The following is a 15,912-nucleotide window of genomic DNA, read 5'->3' on the forward strand; positions in this document are numbered from 1 at the left end:
TCCTTCATATTATCGACGCACACCGTCCGACTCTTGAAGAACACCATGAACACCCTGACCACCGCACCGCTCGCGCCCCTGCTGGAGCGCCTGTTCGCCGAGGCCGATGCCTCCTCGCCGCGCACCAGCGCCGCCGTCGCCGGCCTGTCGAGCGACGAGCTCGCGCGCCTGATGCAAAGCCGCACCGAGTACCTCGATTTCTATGCCCGGCTGAAGGACTTCCCGCTCGCCGTCTCGCGCGAGACCGGCACGCTGCTCTACATGCTCGCGCGCGGCAACGGCGCGCGCAGCATCGTCGAGTTCGGCACCTCGTTCGGCATCTCCACCCTGCACCTGGCCGCGGCCCTGCGCGACAACGGCGGCGGCCGGCTGCTGAGCACCGAGTTCGAAGCCTCGAAGGTGGCGCGCGCCCGCGAGAACCTCGCGGCCGGCGGCCTCGCCGACCTGGTCGAGGTCCGCGAAGGCGATGCGCTGCGCACGCTGGCCACCGACCTGCCCGAGCGCATCGACCTGCTGCTGCTCGACGGCGCCAAGGCGCTCTATCCCGAGGTGCTGGCACTGGTCGAGGCGCGCCTGCGTCCCGGCGCGCTCGTGATCGCCGACAACGCCGACCACAGCCCCGAGTACCTCGCGCGCGTGCGCTCGAGCGCGGCCGGCTACCTGTCGGTGCCCTTCGCGTCCGACGTCGAGCTCTCGATGCGGCTGGGCTGAGCCTTTCCTTTTCCCCGCCAGCCCCGCTGGCCGTAAGCGTCTGACGTCAAGCAACGCACCCCCGCGATCCTCGCGGCCGGGGTGCGTTTTCCTTTCTTGCGCACCGGCCGTTCGAGGAACAACCTGGACCTCCTCATGACCTCCACTTCCGCCCCGGCGATTCCCGCGCCGTCCCGCTCCGCGCAGAGCCGCCTGCTGCTGCTCGCCGCGGTGCTTTTCATCTCCTACCTCTGCGTCGGCCTCTCGCTGCCCGTGGTGCCGGTCCACGTGACGACGCGGCTGGGCCTCGGCAACTTCTGGGCCGGCCTCGCGGTCGGCATCGCCTTCCTCGCCACCGTGCTCACGCGCGCGACCGCGGGCAGCCTGTCGGACCGCCAGGGTCCCAAGCGCGCCGTGGTGCGCGGGCTGGCCTTCTATGTCGCGGGCGCGCTCGTCGCATGGCTCGCGGGCCTGTGGATTCCCACGCCGTGGATCGGCTTCGGCCTGCTGGTCGCGGGCCGCCTGCTGCTGGGCCTGGGCGAGAGCCTGGTCGCCGTCGGCGTGATCGGCTGGGGCATCGGCCTCGTCGGTCCCGCGCGCTCGGGCCAGGTGCTCGCGCTGGTCGGTGCCGCGATCTACGGCGCGCTCGCGGTCGGCGGTCCGGTCGGCCTCGCGCTGCTCGAACGCTTCGGCTTCGCCGGTGCGATGGCCACGAGCGCGCTGCTGCCCTGCATCGGGCTGCTGGCGGTGTGGCGGCTCGAGGGCGTGGCGGTGCAGCCGGGCGCGGGCCGGCCCTCGCTGCGCAGCGTGCTCGGCATCATCTGGCCGCATGGGCTGATCGTGTGCCTGCAGGGCATCGGCTTCGCGGCCATCGGCGCCTTCTTCGTGCTGCACTTCCGCGGCCAGCACTGGTCGCATGCGGGCCTCGGGCTCACGGCCTTCGGCAGCGGCTTCGTGCTGGTGCGCATCTTGTTCGGCCACCTGCCCGACCGCATCGGCGGGCTGCCGGTGGCGATCGTGTCGCTGGCGGTCGAGGCCTTCGGCCAGGCACTGATCTGGCAGGCGCCGAGCCCCGTCGCCGCGCTCGCGGGTGCCTTCCTCACCGGCCTGGGCTGCTCGATGATCTTTCCGGCCATGGGCCGCGAGGTGGTGCGGCTGGTGGCACCGCAACTGCGCGGCACCGCGCTCGGTGGCTTCTCGGCCTTCCAGGACCTGGCCTACGGGCTCACCGGCCCCGTGGCCGGGCTGCTCGCGGACCGGGCGGGCTATGGCGGCGTGTTCCTCATCGGCGCGGGCGCGGCGCTCGCCGGCCTGCTGATCGCACTGCGACTGCGCAGCGTCGCGCGTGCATGAGAAAGCCCCACTCTCCCTTCGCACCGCAGGCCCTCTCTCGCGTTCGAATACACTCCACGCCGCTTGCAGCCTGCATCCGAGGCTGCGCCGTCATAGGCAACATGACGAATCAAACCTATCAGGAACTCAGTTGAACCGCATCGAACTCGTTGAGAAAATCGCCACCACCCACAACGTCAGCAAGGCAGAAGCCGCGCGCATCGTGGAAACGGTCACCAGCTCCATCGTCGCCGCAGTGAAGAAGGGCGACCCCGTCCAGATCGTCGGCTTCGGCACCTTCAAGCAAGTTGCTCGCGCAGCCCGCACCGGTTTCAACCCGAGCGTCGGCACCAAGATCAAGATCGCCGCCCAGAAGGTGCCGAAGTTCGTGCCGGGCGCCGCCTTCAAGGCCGCCGTGGACCCGAAGGCCGCCAAGCGCAAGGCCGATGCCAAGCCCGCCGCCAAGTCGGCTGCGAAGCCCGCTGCCAAGCCGGTCGCGAAGAAGGCTGCTGCCGCCCCCGCCAAGAAGGCCGTGGCCGCGAAGAAGAAGTGATGCACCGCGGCCTCTCGCAGGCCGCATGCACGCGATGAAGACGGCCCCGCGGGGCCGTTTTCTTTTGGGGCCGCGACCGTCTCAGCGCAGCACGCGCGACTTGTCGTAGGCCTCCTCGAAGATCTGGTGGATCAGTTCGCGGAACCAGCGGTGGCCCGCGTCGTGCTCGTTGCGCGGATGCCAGACCGCGTCGATCGACAGGCCCAGCTCGGGCAGCGGCATCGGCATCGCCACGCAGTCCGAGCCCGAGAGCACGCTGTCCATCCAGTGCGCGGGCATGGCCGCGATCAGGTCGGTGGATTCGATCACGGGCACCATGCCGAGCCAGGTCGGCACCTGGATCATCACGCGGCGCGCGAGCCCGCGCTCGGCCAGGATCTCGTCGAGGATGCTGCTGCCCACGCCCGAGACCTTGAGGTGGCCCAGCGAGAGGTACCTGTCGAGTGTCATCGGCTCCGAGGCCGCGGGATGGCCCTTGCGCATCAGCACCATCCACTGGTCGTCGAGGATGCGCCGCGAGGCCGACAGCACCGAACGGCCGCGCGACACCGAGAGCCGGATCTCCACGCCCTCGTACTCCACGCGGTCCGAGGGCTGGTACATGTCGAAGGACTGCACCGACAGGCTGACGCCGGGCGCCACCGAGCTCAGGTGGATGCACAGCCGCGGCAGCAGCAGCACGCCGACGTAGTCCGACAGCCGCAGGTGGAAGGTGCGGCGCGCGGTCGCGGGATCGAAGCCGCCGCGCACCTCGATCGCGCTCTCGATCTCGCTGAAGGCCTTGCGGAAGCTCGTGGCCAGCCGCACGGCCTCGGGCGTGGGCGCCATGCCTTGCGGCGTGCGCGTCAAGAGCGGGTCCTTGAACTGCGTGCGCAGGCGGCGCAGCGCATGGCTCACGGCCGAGGCGGTCAGGCCCAGCCGGGTGGCGGCCTTGACCACGCTGCGCTCCTCGAACAGGGCTTCGAAGATGACCAGCAGGTTGAGGTCGATGCTGCGCAGGTTCAGGGGCGGGCCGCCGGCGGCGTTCATGGGATGAATCCGGTTCACGATGAAGATGACAAAGATGATCTTGCCTCACGCGGGGGCCTCTCAGAACAATAGCCCGCATCCCCCAGCCTCCTCTCCATGGCATCGATCTTCTTCTCCATGGCATCGCTTTCCATGCACGACCGGCTTCCCCCGACCTCCGCCACTCCCGGCAGCCCTCGACCATTCCCCGAAGGTTCCTGCGACACCCATTTCCACGTCTTCGGCGACGCGCGCGAATTCCCGCTGATCGACGAGCGCTCGTACACGCCGGCCCCGGCCTCGATGGCCGACTACCGGGCCGCCTTCGGACCCGTGGGCGTCGAGCGCTGCGTGCTGGTGCAGCCCAGCGTCTACGGCCGCGACCATTCGCTGCTCAAGCGCACGCTGCGCGAGGCGGCACCCGGCCGCATTCGCGGCGTGGCCGTGATCTTCGAGGACACGAGCGAGCGCGAGATCGAGGAGCTGCATGCGCTGGGCGTGCGCGGCGCGCGCTGCAACGCGCTGTTCTCGGGCGGCGTGTCGGCGGCCAGCCTGCGCGCCATTGCCGACCGCATCGCGGCCTTCGGCTGGCACCTGCAGCTGCTGGTCGACGTGGAACGCGATCCCGACCTGGTGCCGCGCGTGGCCGCCACCGGGTTGCAGGTGGTGGTCGACCATTTCGGCCATCCGTCCCCGGGCTGGACGCCGCAGGGCCGCGGGCTCGCGAACCTGCGCGCGCTGCTCGCGGAAGGGCGCGCCTGGGTCAAATTCTCGGGCGCCTACCGGCTCAGTGCATCGGCCTGCGCCACCGACCCTGCGGTCATCCCGCTGGCCCATGCGCTGGCGCGCGCCAACCCCGAACGCATCTTGTGGGGATCGGACTGGCCGCATCCCGGCATCGACGCGCGCGCTACCGCCAGTAGCGAACTGGCCGGGGCGCTGCGCGCCTGGTTGCCCGACGGCGACCTGGAACAGGTGCTGGTACGCAACCCCACGCAGCTTTACTGGAACCATTGATTCATCACAGGGAGACATTCGAATGACCGACAACAAGTTCAACCGCAGGGCCTTCATCCAGGGCGGCGTCGCGCTCGCCGCAGCGGCGGCGACCTGGCCCGGCAGGGCGCAGGGCCGCGCCTTTCCGACCAAGCCCCTCACGCTGATCGTGCCTTTCGCACCGGGCGGCAACGTGGACATCACGGCCCGCACCCTGGGCGTGCCGCTGACGCGGCATGCGGGGCAGTCGGTGATCGTCGACAACCGCGCCGGTGGCGGCGGTGCCGTGGGCACCGGCTGGGCCGCGCGCGCCGAGAACGACGGCCATTCGCTGCTGGTGGCCACGCCGGGCCAGCTCGGCACCCTGCCCGAGATGATCAAGGTGCCCTACCGCGCCGACAACTTCGTGCCCGTGGCCGTGCTGAGCCGCACGCCCGTGGTGGTGGTGGTGCGCGCCAACGATGCGCGCTTCAAGACCGCCGGCGACTTCCTGCAGGCGATGCAGGCAAGGAGCGAGAACGTGACCATCGGCCATGCGGGCCCGGGCTCGCCGAACCACCTGGCGCTGCTGCAGCTCGAGGATGCCGCGAAGGCACGTGTCAATGCCGTGCCCTACAAGGGTTCGGGGCCGGCGGTGGTCGACCTGCTCGGCGGCCAGATCGACGCCGTGATCGACCAAGTCACGAGCTCGGCGCCGCACATCAAGAGCGGCGGCCTGCGCGCGCTGCTGGTGCTCGGCCCGCAGGTCGGCGGCATGCTGGCCAGCGTGCCGAACCTGGCGCAGCAGGGCATTGCGAACTTCGACGCCACCACCTTCGTCGGCGTGTTCGCGCCCAGGGGCATCGCGCCGCAGACCGTCGCGAGCCTGCAGGGCTGGATCTCGAAGTCGGTGGCCGAGCCCGGGTTCTCGAAGCCGATCCGCGAACTGGGCAGCGAGCCCTTCGCCGAGAGCGCAGCCTACCTGCAGCGGCTGGTGCAGGAAGACGCGATGCTGGCGATGCGGCTGGTCAAGCAAGGCCGCCTCAAGGCGGATTGAGCGGCACCGCACGGCCTGCCATGATCGCCCACGTTCCACCCCCGGTCACGCTGGCGCAGCACTACCGGCAGTTTCTCGCGGCGCTGGCCGCCGCAGGCTTCGAGGGCGAGATCAGCCAGCGCCATGCCGACCGCACGGTCCTCGCGACCGACAACTCGATCTACCAGCGGCTGCCGCAGGCCGTGGTGTTTCCGAAGCATGCCGACGACGTGGTGCGGCTCGCGACGCTGATGGACCGCGACGAGCACCGGCGCGTGGTGCTCGCGCCGCGCGGCGGCGGCACCGGCACCAACGGGCAGTCGCTGACCGACGGCATCGCGGTCGACCTGTCGCGGCACCTGAACGGCATCGTCTGGATCGATCCGGTGCGGCGCGTGGCGCGCGTGCAGGCCGGGGTGGTCAAGGACCAGCTCAACGCGGCGCTCGCGCCACACGGCCTGTTCTTCGCGCCCGAGCTGTCGACCTCGAACCGCGCCACCATCGGCGGCATGGTCAGCACCGATGCGAGCGGCCAGGGCAGCTGCAGCTACGGCAAGACGCGTGACCACGTGCTCGCGCTCGAGGTCGTGCTGCCGGGCGGCGAACGCTTCGAAAGCCGTCCTGCCGGGCCCGACGAACTCCGGGCCCAGCTGGCGCGCCCGGGCCGCGTGGGCGATGCCTGGCGCTGCGCGCACCGGATCGCCGAGCGCGATGCCGCGCTGATCGAGCAACGCTTTCCCAGGCTCAACCGCTGCCTCACCGGCTACGACCTCGCGCACCTGCGCGAGCGCGACGGCCGCTTCAACCTCAACAGCGTGCTCTGCGGCGCCGAAGGCTCGCTGGGCTTCATCGTCGAGGCCGAGCTCAACCTGCTGCCGATTCCGCGCCACACGATGCTGGTCAACGTGCGCTATGCGAGCTTCATGGATGCGCTGCGCGACGCCCAGGCGCTGATGGCGCATGCGCCGCTGTCGATCGAGACCGTGGACTCGCGCGTGCTGATGCTCGCGATGGAGGACATCGTGTGGCAGGACGTGGCCGAGTACTTTCCCTCGAGCGGAGACAGTGCGCCCACGCGCGGCATCAACATGGTCGAGTTCAGCGGCGATTCGCCGGAGGCACTCGAGACCCGCGTCGCGGCCTTCGTCGCGCACCTCGCGCGCGATGCCGGCGCCGCGCGCCTGGGCCACACCATCGCGGCCGGCCATGCCGCCGTGACCCGGGTCTATGCGATGCGCAAGCGCGCGGTGGGCCTGCTGGGCAATGTGCAGGGCGAGGCGCGGCCGCAGCCCTTCGTGGAAGACACCGCCGTGCCGCCCGAGCGGCTCGCCGACTACATCGCCGAGTTCCGCGCGCTGCTCGACGGCCATGGCCTCTCGTACGGCATGTTCGGCCACGTGGACGCCGGCGTGCTGCACGTGCGGCCCGCGCTGGACCTCAAGGACCCGGCTCAGGCCGCGCTGATCCGCCCGCTCTCCGACGCGGTGGCGCGGCTCACGCGGAAGTACGGCGGCCTGCTCTGGGGCGAGCATGGCAAGGGCGTGCGCTCCGAATACGCACCGGCCTTCTTCGGCCCGCTGTATGCGTCGCTGCAGGAACTCAAGGCCGCCTTCGATCCGCACAACCAGCTCAACCCCGGCAAGATCGCGACGCCCGCGGGCGTCGATGCGGCGCTGCTGCGCATCGACGAGGTGCCGATGCGCGCCGACGCCGACCGCCGCATCGACGAGCGCGTGTGGCAGAGCTACGCCGGCGGCCTGCATTGCAACGGCAACGGCGCCTGCTACGACTTCGACCCCGACGACGCCATGTGCCCCTCGTGGAAGGCCACGCGCGAGCGCCGCCATTCGCCCAAGGGGCGCGCCTCGCTGCTGCGCGAATGGCTGCGGCTGCAGGGCGAGGCCGGCGTCGACGTGCTGCAGGCCGCGGCGCGGCAGCCCTCGTTCCTGGCCGGGCTGCCCGCGCGCTGGCGCAACGGCCGGCGGCGTTCGAACGCCGACGACTTCTCGCACGAGGTCTACGAGGCGATGGCCGGCTGCCTGGCCTGCAAGTCCTGCGCGGGGCAATGCCCGGTGAAGGTCAACGTGCCGGAGTTCCGTGCGCGCTTTCTCGAGCTCTACCACGCGCGCTACCTGCGCCCGCTCAAGGACTACTTCATCGGCTCGCTCGAATACAGCATGCCCGGCCTCGCGCGCATGCCCGCGCTCTACAACGGCCTGATGGCGCTGCCTGCGGTGCGCGGCCTGCTCGCGCGGCATGCCGGCATGGTCGACGCGCCACTGCTGAGCCGCTTCGACTTCGGCGCCACCCTGCGACGCTGGAACGTGCGCCACGCCACGCCCTCGGCGCTGGCGCGGCTGAATGCCGACGAGCGCGCGCGCTCGGTGGTGCTGGTGCAGGACGCCTTCACGCGCTACTTCGAGACGCCGGTGCTCGCGGCCTTCATCGCGCTGGCCGCGCGGCTGGGCTGCACGGTGTGGCTCGCGCCCTTCCGGCCCAACGGCAAGCCGCTGCAGGTGCAGGGCTTCCTGCGCGCCTTCGACCGCGCGGCGCGCCGCAACGCCGACATGCTCGACGCGCTGGCGCAATGCGGCGTGCCGCTGGTCGGCCTCGATCCCGCGATGACGCTGGTCTACCGCCAGGAGTACGCCAAGCTGCCGCGCATGGTGCGCCTGCCCGCGGTGCTGCTGCCGCAGGAATGGCTGCTCGATGCGCTGCCCGCCGAAGCGCCGCCGCGCGCCGCGCCGGGCGACTTCCGCCTGCTCGCGCATTGCACCGAGAAGACCAACGCGCCTGCGGCCGCGGCGCTGTGGCCCCGGGTGTTCGCGCGCGCCGGCCTGCGGCTCGAGGCGCAGGCCAGCGGCTGCTGCGGCATGTCGGGCACCTACGGCCACGAGCAGCGCAACCTGCAGACCTCGCAGCGGATCTTCTCGCAGTCGTGGGCGCCCCTGCTGGCGGCCGAGCCCGCGCCGGCGGAGTTCCTCGCCACCGGCTATTCGTGCCGCAGCCAGGTCGAGCGGCTGCAGGCGCGGCGCCTGCGCCATCCGGTGGAGGTGCTGGCGCAGCTGTATGGCGGTGGTGACGAAGAGGACGCCGCCGCCGCGCGTTGAACCCCGTCGATGAAAGGCGCTATCTTGTGCGCCGATCCATCGACCGGGTTCCCATGTCCAACGCCAGACTGCCCTCCTTCAAATTCCTGATCGGCTTCGAAGCGGCCGCGCGCCTGGGCAACTACTCGCGCGCGGCCGAGGAGCTTCACGTCTCGCAATCGGCCATCAGCCACCAGATCGCGCAGCTCGAGCAGCAGGTCGGCCAGCCGCTGTTCCGGCGCAAGGGACGCGGCGTGGAGCTGACCGTGGCCGGCGGCCTGCTGCTCGACAGCGTGGGCAAGTCGCTCGAGCAGATCCGCCACGGCCTGCACCGCATCGAGACCTACATGGACGACCGCCTCGTCACGCTGGTCTGCCCCGCGCCCGTCGCCCACGGCTGGCTGCAGCCGCGCATCGATCGGCTGCTGCAGGCGCACCCGGACCTGTGCCCGATCGTCTCGGTCGACGAGAGCGCCCGCTTCATCGACGAGCTCGACGTGGACATCGCGATCACGCGCGAGCCGCTGCAGCAGCAGGACGTGTTCGAGGTGCCGCTGCTGAGCGACGAACTGGTGGCGGTCGGCCTGCCCGACGCCGATACGGATGCCACGCCCGGCCTGCTGTGCCTCGAGGCCGACCTCACAAGCGACCGCATCGGCCCCTTCATCCGCGAGCACTTCGGCGAGCTGCGCAAGGCCGCGATCTACGACGACCCGCGCCTGCTGCTCGACGCCGCGCTGCGCGGCCGCGGCCTCGCGCTGGTGTCGCGGCTGTCGGCCGACGATGCGCTGCGCAGCGGCCGCTTGCGCCACCTGGCGGCCTGGCCGAGCCTGCCGCTCGGCAGCCTCTGGATCTCGCGCACCCGGGGCCCGTCGCGCCTGCCGCTGGTGCGCGAGGTGTTCGACAGCCTGCGGGCGTTTGCGCGCGAGGACGGTTATTTCATGAGCCAGATCGATTGATACGGCCAGAAAAGATCAATTGTGCGGATGAATGAGCGTCTACAGAATCCGGGACTCCGTAGAAACCCTGATTCTTATGACGACTCGACGAACGCTCCTGGGCCTCGGTGGCCTGGGCCTCTTCCATGGACTGCTGAGCGCCTGCGGCGGTGGCGGCGGCAATGCCGACGGCCCCGCGCTCCCCTTTCCGCCGCCGGCGCCCGCTCCCGCGCCCGCGCCTTCCCCCGCGCCCGCCAGCACCTGGCGCATGCCCGACGAGGGCGGTGCCCATCGCGCCGTCTGGATGGCTTTCGCCGCGCGCGAATCGATCTGGAGCGCCGAGCTGCGCGAGCCGGTACAGCGCGCGCTGGCGCGCATCGCCAATGCGATCAGCGTCTACGAGCCGGTGAAGATGCTCGTGAACGCCGAGGATGCCGCCACGGCGCGCCAGCTCTGCGGCTCCAACGTGCAGCTGATCGAACACCCGATCGATGACCTCTGGATGCGCGACACCGGTTGCGTGTTCGTGCGCAACGCCCGCGGCGAGCGGGCCGCCGTGAACTTCAACTTCAACGGCTGGGGCCGCAAGCAGCCGCATGCGCGCGACGCCACGGTGGCGGCGCGCATGGCCGGGCTCGCGGGCGTGCCGCTGCTGCGCAGCCGCCTGGTGCTCGAAGGCGGCGGCATCGAGGTCGACGGCGAAGGCACGGCCATCGTCACCGAGAGCTGCGTGCTCAACGAGAACCGCAACCCGGGTGTCTCCAGGGCCGCGGCCGAGGAAGAGCTCCAGCGCCTGCTGGGACTCACGAAGATCATCTGGCTGCCCGGCATCGCCAACCGCGACATCACCGACGGCCATACCGACTTCTATGCACGCTTCCTCAAGCCGGGCGTGGTGGTGGCGGCACTGGACAACGACCCCGAGTCCTTCGACCATGCCGTGACCCGGCGCCACCTGGAACTGCTGCGCACGGCGACCGATGCGCGCGGACGCGCCCTGCGCATCGTCACGCTGGCCACGCCGGGCCGGGTGCGCCCCACCTACGCACGCAAGGAGTTCGCGGCCGGCTACGTGAATTTCCTGCTGACCGACAAGGCCCTGTTCCTGCCCGAGTTCGGCGATGCGGTGGCCGACGCGGCGGCCCGCGCGGCGCTGTCCGCGGAGCTGCCGAGCCACCAGGTCGTGCAGCTCGACATCGATGCCATCGCCGCGGGCGGCGGCGGCATCCACTGCACCACGCAGCAGGAGCCGGCGTGACCCCGAACGCTTTCGCCAGGAGACCGACATGCATTTCTCGATGACCCGCCGCCGCCTGACCAGCGCCCTCGGCCTCGCGCCGCTGGGCTGCATCGCCATCGCACCCGCTGCCGCGCCCGAAAGCTGGCAGATGCCCGACGAAGCCGCGCCGCATCGCGCCACCTGGATGTCCTTCGGCCCGAGCGAAGCGATCTGGGGCCGGCGCCTGCTGACGCCGGTGCGCCAGCATCTGGCCCGCATCGCGCGCACCATCGCCGAGTTCGAACCCGTGCACCTGCTGGTGCGCGAACGCGAACACGACCTGGCCGCGCGCCTGTGCGGCAACCGTGTGCAGCTCGAGGTGCAGCCGGTGGACGACCTCTGGATGCGCGACACCGGGCCGGTGTTCGTGCGCAATGGCGCGGGCGAATGGGGCGGCGTCGACTTCAACTTCAACGGCTGGGGTGGCAAGCAGGCCCATGCCGACGATGCCGAGGTGGCCGGCTACGTGAGCGGTGCCGCCAAGGCACGGCCGCTGACGACGGAGCTGGTGCTCGAGGGCGGCGGCATCGAGGTCGACGGCGCGGGCACGGCGCTGATCACCGAGAGCTGCGTGCTCAACGCCAACCGCAATCCCGGCTGGCGCAAGGAGGACTGCGAGGCCGAGCTGCGGCGCCTGCTGGGCCTGCGCAAGATCATCTGGCTGCCCGGCATCGCGGGCCGCGACATCACCGACGGCCACACCGACTTCTATGCGCGCTTCGCGGCACCGGGCATCGTGGTGGCGGGCCTGGAGAACGACCCCGATGCCTACGACCACGCCGTGACGCGGCGCCACCTCGAGATCCTGCGGCAGGCCACCGACGCGCGCGGCCAGCGCCTGCGCGTGGAAGTGCTCGCGGGACCGGACTCGGTGCGCGACGCCTACGACGGCGAGGAGTTCGCGGCCGGCTACATCAACTTCTACGTCTGCAACGGCGCCGTCATCGCGCCGCAGTTCGGCGATGCGCGCGCCGACGGCAACGCCCGCGCATTGCTGCGCGAGCTGTTCCCGAAGCGCGAGGTGGTGCAGCTCGACATCGATGCGATCGCCGCGGGCGGCGGCGGCATCCACTGCACCACGCAGCAGCAGCCGCGTTGAGGCCGCTCACGCCACCGGCGGCAGTCGATCGAGCAGCTTGTCGAGCGTGATCGGATAGCTGCGCACGCGGATGCCGGTCGCGTTGTAGACCGCGTTGGCGACCGCGGCCGCGACGCCGCACATGCCGAGCTCGCCCACGCCCTTGGCCTTCATCGGCGAGGAGATCGGATCGGTCTCGTCGAGGAAGACCACGTCCTGGTGCGGGATGTCGGCATGCACCGGCACCTCGTAGCCCGCGAGGTCGTGGTTGACGAAGAAGCCGTGCCGCTTGTCGACCGCCAGTTCCTCCATCAGCGCGCCGCCCACGCCCATGGTCATGGCGCCGATCACTTGGCTGCGCGCGGCCTTGGGGTTGAGGATGCGGCCCGCGGCGCAGACCGCGAGCATGCGCCGCACGCGGATCTCGCCGGTGACGGCATCGACGCCGACCTCGACGAAGTGCGCGCCGAAGGTCGACTGCTGATACTTCTTGTCGAGGTCGCCGTACTCGATGCCGTCCTCGGCCGAAAGGCCCTCGGCGCCCGCGGCCTCGGCCAGCGGCACCGTGCGCTCGCCGGCGCGCACCATGCCGTCGGCAAAGCTCGCATCGGCGACCGCGAAGCCCAGCTTGCCCGCCACCGCCTCGCGCAGCTTCATGCAGGCCGCGAACACGCCCGAGGTCGAGTTGTTCGCGCCCCACTGCCCGCCCGAGCCGGCCGAGGCCGGGTAGGCCGAATCGCCGAGCCGCACCTGCACCTTGTCGAGCGGCAGCCCCATGGTCTCGGCGGCGGTCTGCGCAATGATGGTGTACGAGCCGGTGCCGATGTCGGTCATGTCGGTCTCCACCGTGACCACGCCGCGGTTGTCGAGCCGCACGCGCGCGGCCGACTTCGTGAGCAGGTTGTTGCGGAAGGCCGCCGCGACACCCATGCCCACGAGCCAGCGGCCGTCGCGCTGTTGCCCCGGCGACGCGTTGCGCCGGTTCCAGCCGAAGCGCTCGGCGCCGGTGCGCAGGCACTCGATCAGGCTGCGCTGCGAGTACGGGCGCTCGGGCTTCTCGGGATCGACCTGGGTGTCGTTGAGCACGCGGAACGCGATCGGATCGATTCCGAGCTTCTCGGCCATCTCGTCCATCGCGACCTCGAGCGCCATCAGGCCCGGCGCCTCGCCGGGCGCGCGCATCGCGTTGCCCTCGGGCAGGTCGAGCACCGCGAGCCGCGTGGCCGTGAGCCGGTTCGCGCCGGCATACAGCAGCCGGGTCTGGTTGACCGCCGTCTCGGGCTGCCCACCTTCGAGGTCGCCCGACCAGCCCTCGTGCGCGATGGCCGTGATGCGGCCGTCGCGCCCGGCGCCGATGCGGATGCGCTGCACGGTCGCGGGCCGGTGCGTGGTGTTGTTGATCATCAGCGGCCGCGTCAGCGCCACCTTCACGGGCCGGCGCGCGGCGCGCGCGCCCAGCGCGGCGAGCAGCGCATCGGCGCGCACGAACAGCTTGCCGCCGAAGCCGCCGCCGATGAAGGGCGAGACCAGGCGCACGTTCTCCTTCGGGATGCCCAGCGTCTTGGCGACGTCGCCGACGCCCCAGGCGATCATCTGGTTGGCGGTCCAGATCGTCAGCCGGTCGCCCTGCCACTGCGCGATGGAGGCATGTGGTTCCATCATCGCGTGCGACTCGTCGGGTGTGCTGTAGGTCGCGTCGAGCTGCACCGGCGCCGCGGCGAAGGCACCGGCGAAATCGCCGACCCTGGTCTCCGGCTCGCCCGACATCGGGCTGGCCTTGGGCGGCTTGGCCGACGCCATCTCGGCCGCGAGGTCGAAGCGGCCGGCCGCGCGCGTGTACTCGATGCGCACCAGCTGCGCCGCGGCGCGCGCCTGCTCGAAGCTCTGGGCCACGACCACGGCCACCGCCTGGTGGTAGTGGTCGATCTCGGGCCCGGCCAGCAGCTTGGCCGTGTTGAAGTCGCCCTTGGCGAGCTTGCCGGCATTGCGCGCGGTGACGATCGCCAGCACGCCCGGCGCGGCCTGCGCGGCGCGCAGGTCCATCGAGGCGATGCGGCCCTTGGCGATGCCGGCGCCGATCACGTAGCCGTAGGCCGCGCCGGGCACTTCGGCATGGCGTTCGTAGGCATAGCGCGCGCTGCCGGTGGTCTTGACCGGGCCGTCGATGCGGTCGGTCGGGCGGCCGATGACCTTGAGCTGGTCGATCGCGTTGGTGGTCGCGGGGGTGTCGAATTTCATGATGTTCAGCTCCTCGCCTGCACCAGGGCCGCCGCGAGCGCGCGTTCGGCCAATGGCAACTTGAATGCGTTCTCGTGGTTCGGCCGCGCATCGGCCAGCAGCCGTGCGCTCACCGCGCGCGCGCCCTGCGGCATCGCGGCCTCGGCGGCCTCGATGCGCCACGGCTTGTGCGCCACGCCGCCGAGCGCCACGCGCCCCGTGCCGTCGCGCTGCACGATGGCCGCCACCGACACCAGCGCGAAGGCATAGGAAGCGCGGTCGCGCACCTTGCGGTAGATCTGCGTGCCGCCCACGGGCCGCGGCAAGGTCACGCCGGTGATCAGTTCGTCGCGCTCGAGCGCGGTCTCGATATGCGGCGTGTCGCCGGGCAGCCGGTGGAAGTCGGCGATCGGGATCACGCGCGTGCGCCCGTCGGGCTTCACGGTCTCGACGGCCGCGTCGAGCACGCGCATCGCCACTGCCATGTCGCTCGGATGGGTCGCGATGCAGGCCTGGCTGGCGCCGATCACCGCGAGTTGCCGCGTCACGCCGCCGATCGCGCTGCAGCCGCTGCCGGGGCGGCGCTTGTTGCAGGGCTGGTCGGTGTCGTAGAAGTAGGGACAACGCGTGCGCTGCAGCAGGTTGCCGGCGGTGGTCGCCTTGTTGCGCAACTGGCCCGAGGCGCCGGCCAGCAGCGCGCGCGACAGCACGCCATAGTCGCGGCGCACGCGCTCGTCGGCCGCCAGGTCGGTGTTGCGCACCAGCGCGCCGATGCGCAGGCCGCCGTCGGTGGTCGCCTCGATGCGGTCGAGCTTCAGTGTGTTCACGTCGACCAGGTGCACCGGCGCCTCGATCTGCAGCTTCATCAGGTCGAGCAGGTTGGTGCCGCCCGCGATGAACTTGGCGCCGGGATGGCCGGCCACGGCCGCCGCGGCCTGCGCGGGCGTCTGCGCGCGTTCGTAGGTGAAGGGCTTCATGCGCGGCTCCCTGCCACCTCGGTGATGGCATCGACGATGTTCGAGTAGGCGCCGCATCGACAGATGTTGCCGCTCATGCGCTCGCGCAGTTCGTCGGCCGACAGCAGCGGCCGCGCCGTGAGATCGGCGCTCACGTGGCTGGGCACGCCGCGGCGCACCTCGTCGATGACGCCGACCGCCGAACAGATCTGGCCCGGCGTGCAGTAGCCGCACTGGTAGCCGTCGTGCTTGACGAAGGCGGCCTGCAGCGGATGCATGGCCTGCGGCGTGCCGAGCCCTTCGATGGTCGTGACCTGCGCGCCCTCGTGCATGACCGCGAGCGTGAGGCAGGAATTGATGCGGCGCCCGTCGAGCAGCACGGTGCAGGCGCCGCACTGCCCATGGTCGCAGCCCTTCTTGGTGCCGGTCAGGTGCAGGTGTTCGCGCAGTGCGTCGAGCAGGGTCGTGCGCGTGTCGAGCTCGAGCGCATGCGACTGGCCGTTGACCTGCAGCGAGAGTCTGGTGGGAGGCATGTTCGTGGGCGGTGGTGATGCCGCGGCCGGCGCGGCCGCGGCGGGCAGGTGGGACGAGACCGCGGCGGCGGTGGCGGCGGTCGCGATGAGCGCGTCGCGCCGGGTGATCGATGTCGTGGGGCTTTCCATGGGGACTCCTGTTGTTCGAGGGTCGGGTGCGCGTGGGAACACTCTGATAGCGCGAGCCACCGGGCTTCGCAGTAGGAGAAGGGATGTTGTTGAGTCCCG

13 protein-coding genes are annotated in these 15,912 nt (G+C 71.1%); 9 read left to right on the forward strand and 4 right to left on the reverse strand.

The features are described from left to right. The first annotated feature begins 45 nt into the window (after positions 1–45). The 3 genes from R0232_RS29070 to R0232_RS29080 all read left to right on the forward strand — a co-directional run bounded on the left by R0232_RS29070 (position 46) and on the right by R0232_RS29080 (position 2,575). Positions 46–711: an O-methyltransferase gene (locus R0232_RS29070; RefSeq protein ID WP_431510314.1), complete on the forward strand. Its 666-nt coding sequence runs from the start codon at positions 46–48 to the stop codon at positions 709–711. 135 nt (positions 712–846) lie between these two features. After that, positions 847–2,043: an arabinose transporter gene (locus tag R0232_RS29075; protein ID WP_093341105.1), complete on the forward strand. Its 1,197-nt coding sequence runs from the start codon at positions 847–849 to the stop codon at positions 2,041–2,043. Between the two features lie 130 nt (positions 2,044–2,173). Next, positions 2,174–2,575, forward strand: a complete 402-nt coding sequence (locus R0232_RS29080) for an HU family DNA-binding protein (RefSeq protein ID WP_093341107.1) — start codon at positions 2,174–2,176, stop codon at positions 2,573–2,575. Positions 2,576–2,656: 81 nt separating this feature from the next. Here R0232_RS29080 and R0232_RS29085 read toward each other — a convergent pair whose 3' ends face one another. Beyond that, complete coding sequence (locus R0232_RS29085) at positions 2,657–3,604, reverse strand: LysR family transcriptional regulator (protein ID WP_256222360.1); 948 nt, start codon at positions 3,602–3,604, stop codon at positions 2,657–2,659. A gap of 117 nt (positions 3,605–3,721) precedes the next feature. Between R0232_RS29085 and R0232_RS29090 the strand changes: the two genes are divergently transcribed. From R0232_RS29090 to R0232_RS29115, 6 genes are all read left to right on the forward strand, one after another. After that, complete coding sequence (locus R0232_RS29090) at positions 3,722–4,600, forward strand: amidohydrolase family protein (protein ID WP_431510315.1); 879 nt, start codon at positions 3,722–3,724, stop codon at positions 4,598–4,600. Between the two features lie 22 nt (positions 4,601–4,622). After that, positions 4,623–5,615, forward strand: a complete 993-nt coding sequence (locus tag R0232_RS29095; protein ID WP_431510316.1) for a tripartite tricarboxylate transporter substrate binding protein — start codon at positions 4,623–4,625, stop codon at positions 5,613–5,615. A 20-nt stretch (positions 5,616–5,635) separates the two neighbouring features. Further along, positions 5,636–8,704: a D-2-hydroxyglutarate dehydrogenase YdiJ gene (gene ydiJ, locus R0232_RS29100; protein WP_431510317.1), complete on the forward strand. Its 3,069-nt coding sequence runs from the start codon at positions 5,636–5,638 to the stop codon at positions 8,702–8,704. A 53-nt stretch (positions 8,705–8,757) separates the two neighbouring features. Then, positions 8,758–9,642 carry a LysR family transcriptional regulator gene (locus R0232_RS29105; protein ID WP_431510318.1) on the forward strand — a complete coding sequence of 295 codons (885 nt, stop codon included), beginning with the start codon at positions 8,758–8,760 and terminating at the stop codon, positions 9,640–9,642. A gap of 76 nt (positions 9,643–9,718) precedes the next feature. After that, positions 9,719–10,879, forward strand: a complete 1,161-nt coding sequence (locus tag R0232_RS29110; RefSeq protein WP_431510319.1) for an agmatine deiminase family protein — start codon at positions 9,719–9,721, stop codon at positions 10,877–10,879. A 28-nt stretch (positions 10,880–10,907) separates the two neighbouring features. After that, complete coding sequence (locus R0232_RS29115) at positions 10,908–11,999, forward strand: agmatine deiminase family protein (protein WP_431510320.1); 1,092 nt, start codon at positions 10,908–10,910, stop codon at positions 11,997–11,999. Positions 12,000–12,005: 6 nt separating this feature from the next. Here R0232_RS29115 and paoC read toward each other — a convergent pair whose 3' ends face one another. From paoC to paoA, 3 genes are read right to left on the reverse strand one after another with little or no spacing between them, the layout of a single operon-like run. Further along, entirely contained in the window at positions 12,006–14,216 is a 2,211-nt protein-coding gene (gene paoC / locus R0232_RS29120) for an aldehyde oxidoreductase molybdenum-binding subunit PaoC (RefSeq protein ID WP_431510321.1), read from the reverse strand. A gap of 5 nt (positions 14,217–14,221) precedes the next feature. Further along, on the reverse strand, positions 14,222–15,172 hold the full coding sequence (locus tag R0232_RS29125; protein WP_431510322.1) for an FAD binding domain-containing protein: 951 nt from the start codon (positions 15,170–15,172) through the stop codon (positions 14,222–14,224). Continuing rightward, positions 15,169–15,813, reverse strand: coding sequence for an aldehyde dehydrogenase iron-sulfur subunit PaoA (paoA, locus tag R0232_RS29130; protein WP_296785343.1), 645 nt, complete (start codon positions 15,811–15,813; stop codon positions 15,169–15,171). Before paoA ends, R0232_RS29125 begins: the two co-directional genes overlap by 4 nt. Positions 15,814–15,912 lie beyond the last annotated feature (99 nt).

Source organism: Variovorax sp. DAIF25 (assembly GCF_050711835.1).
Lineage (GTDB): Bacteria > Pseudomonadota > Gammaproteobacteria > Burkholderiales > Burkholderiaceae_C > Variovorax.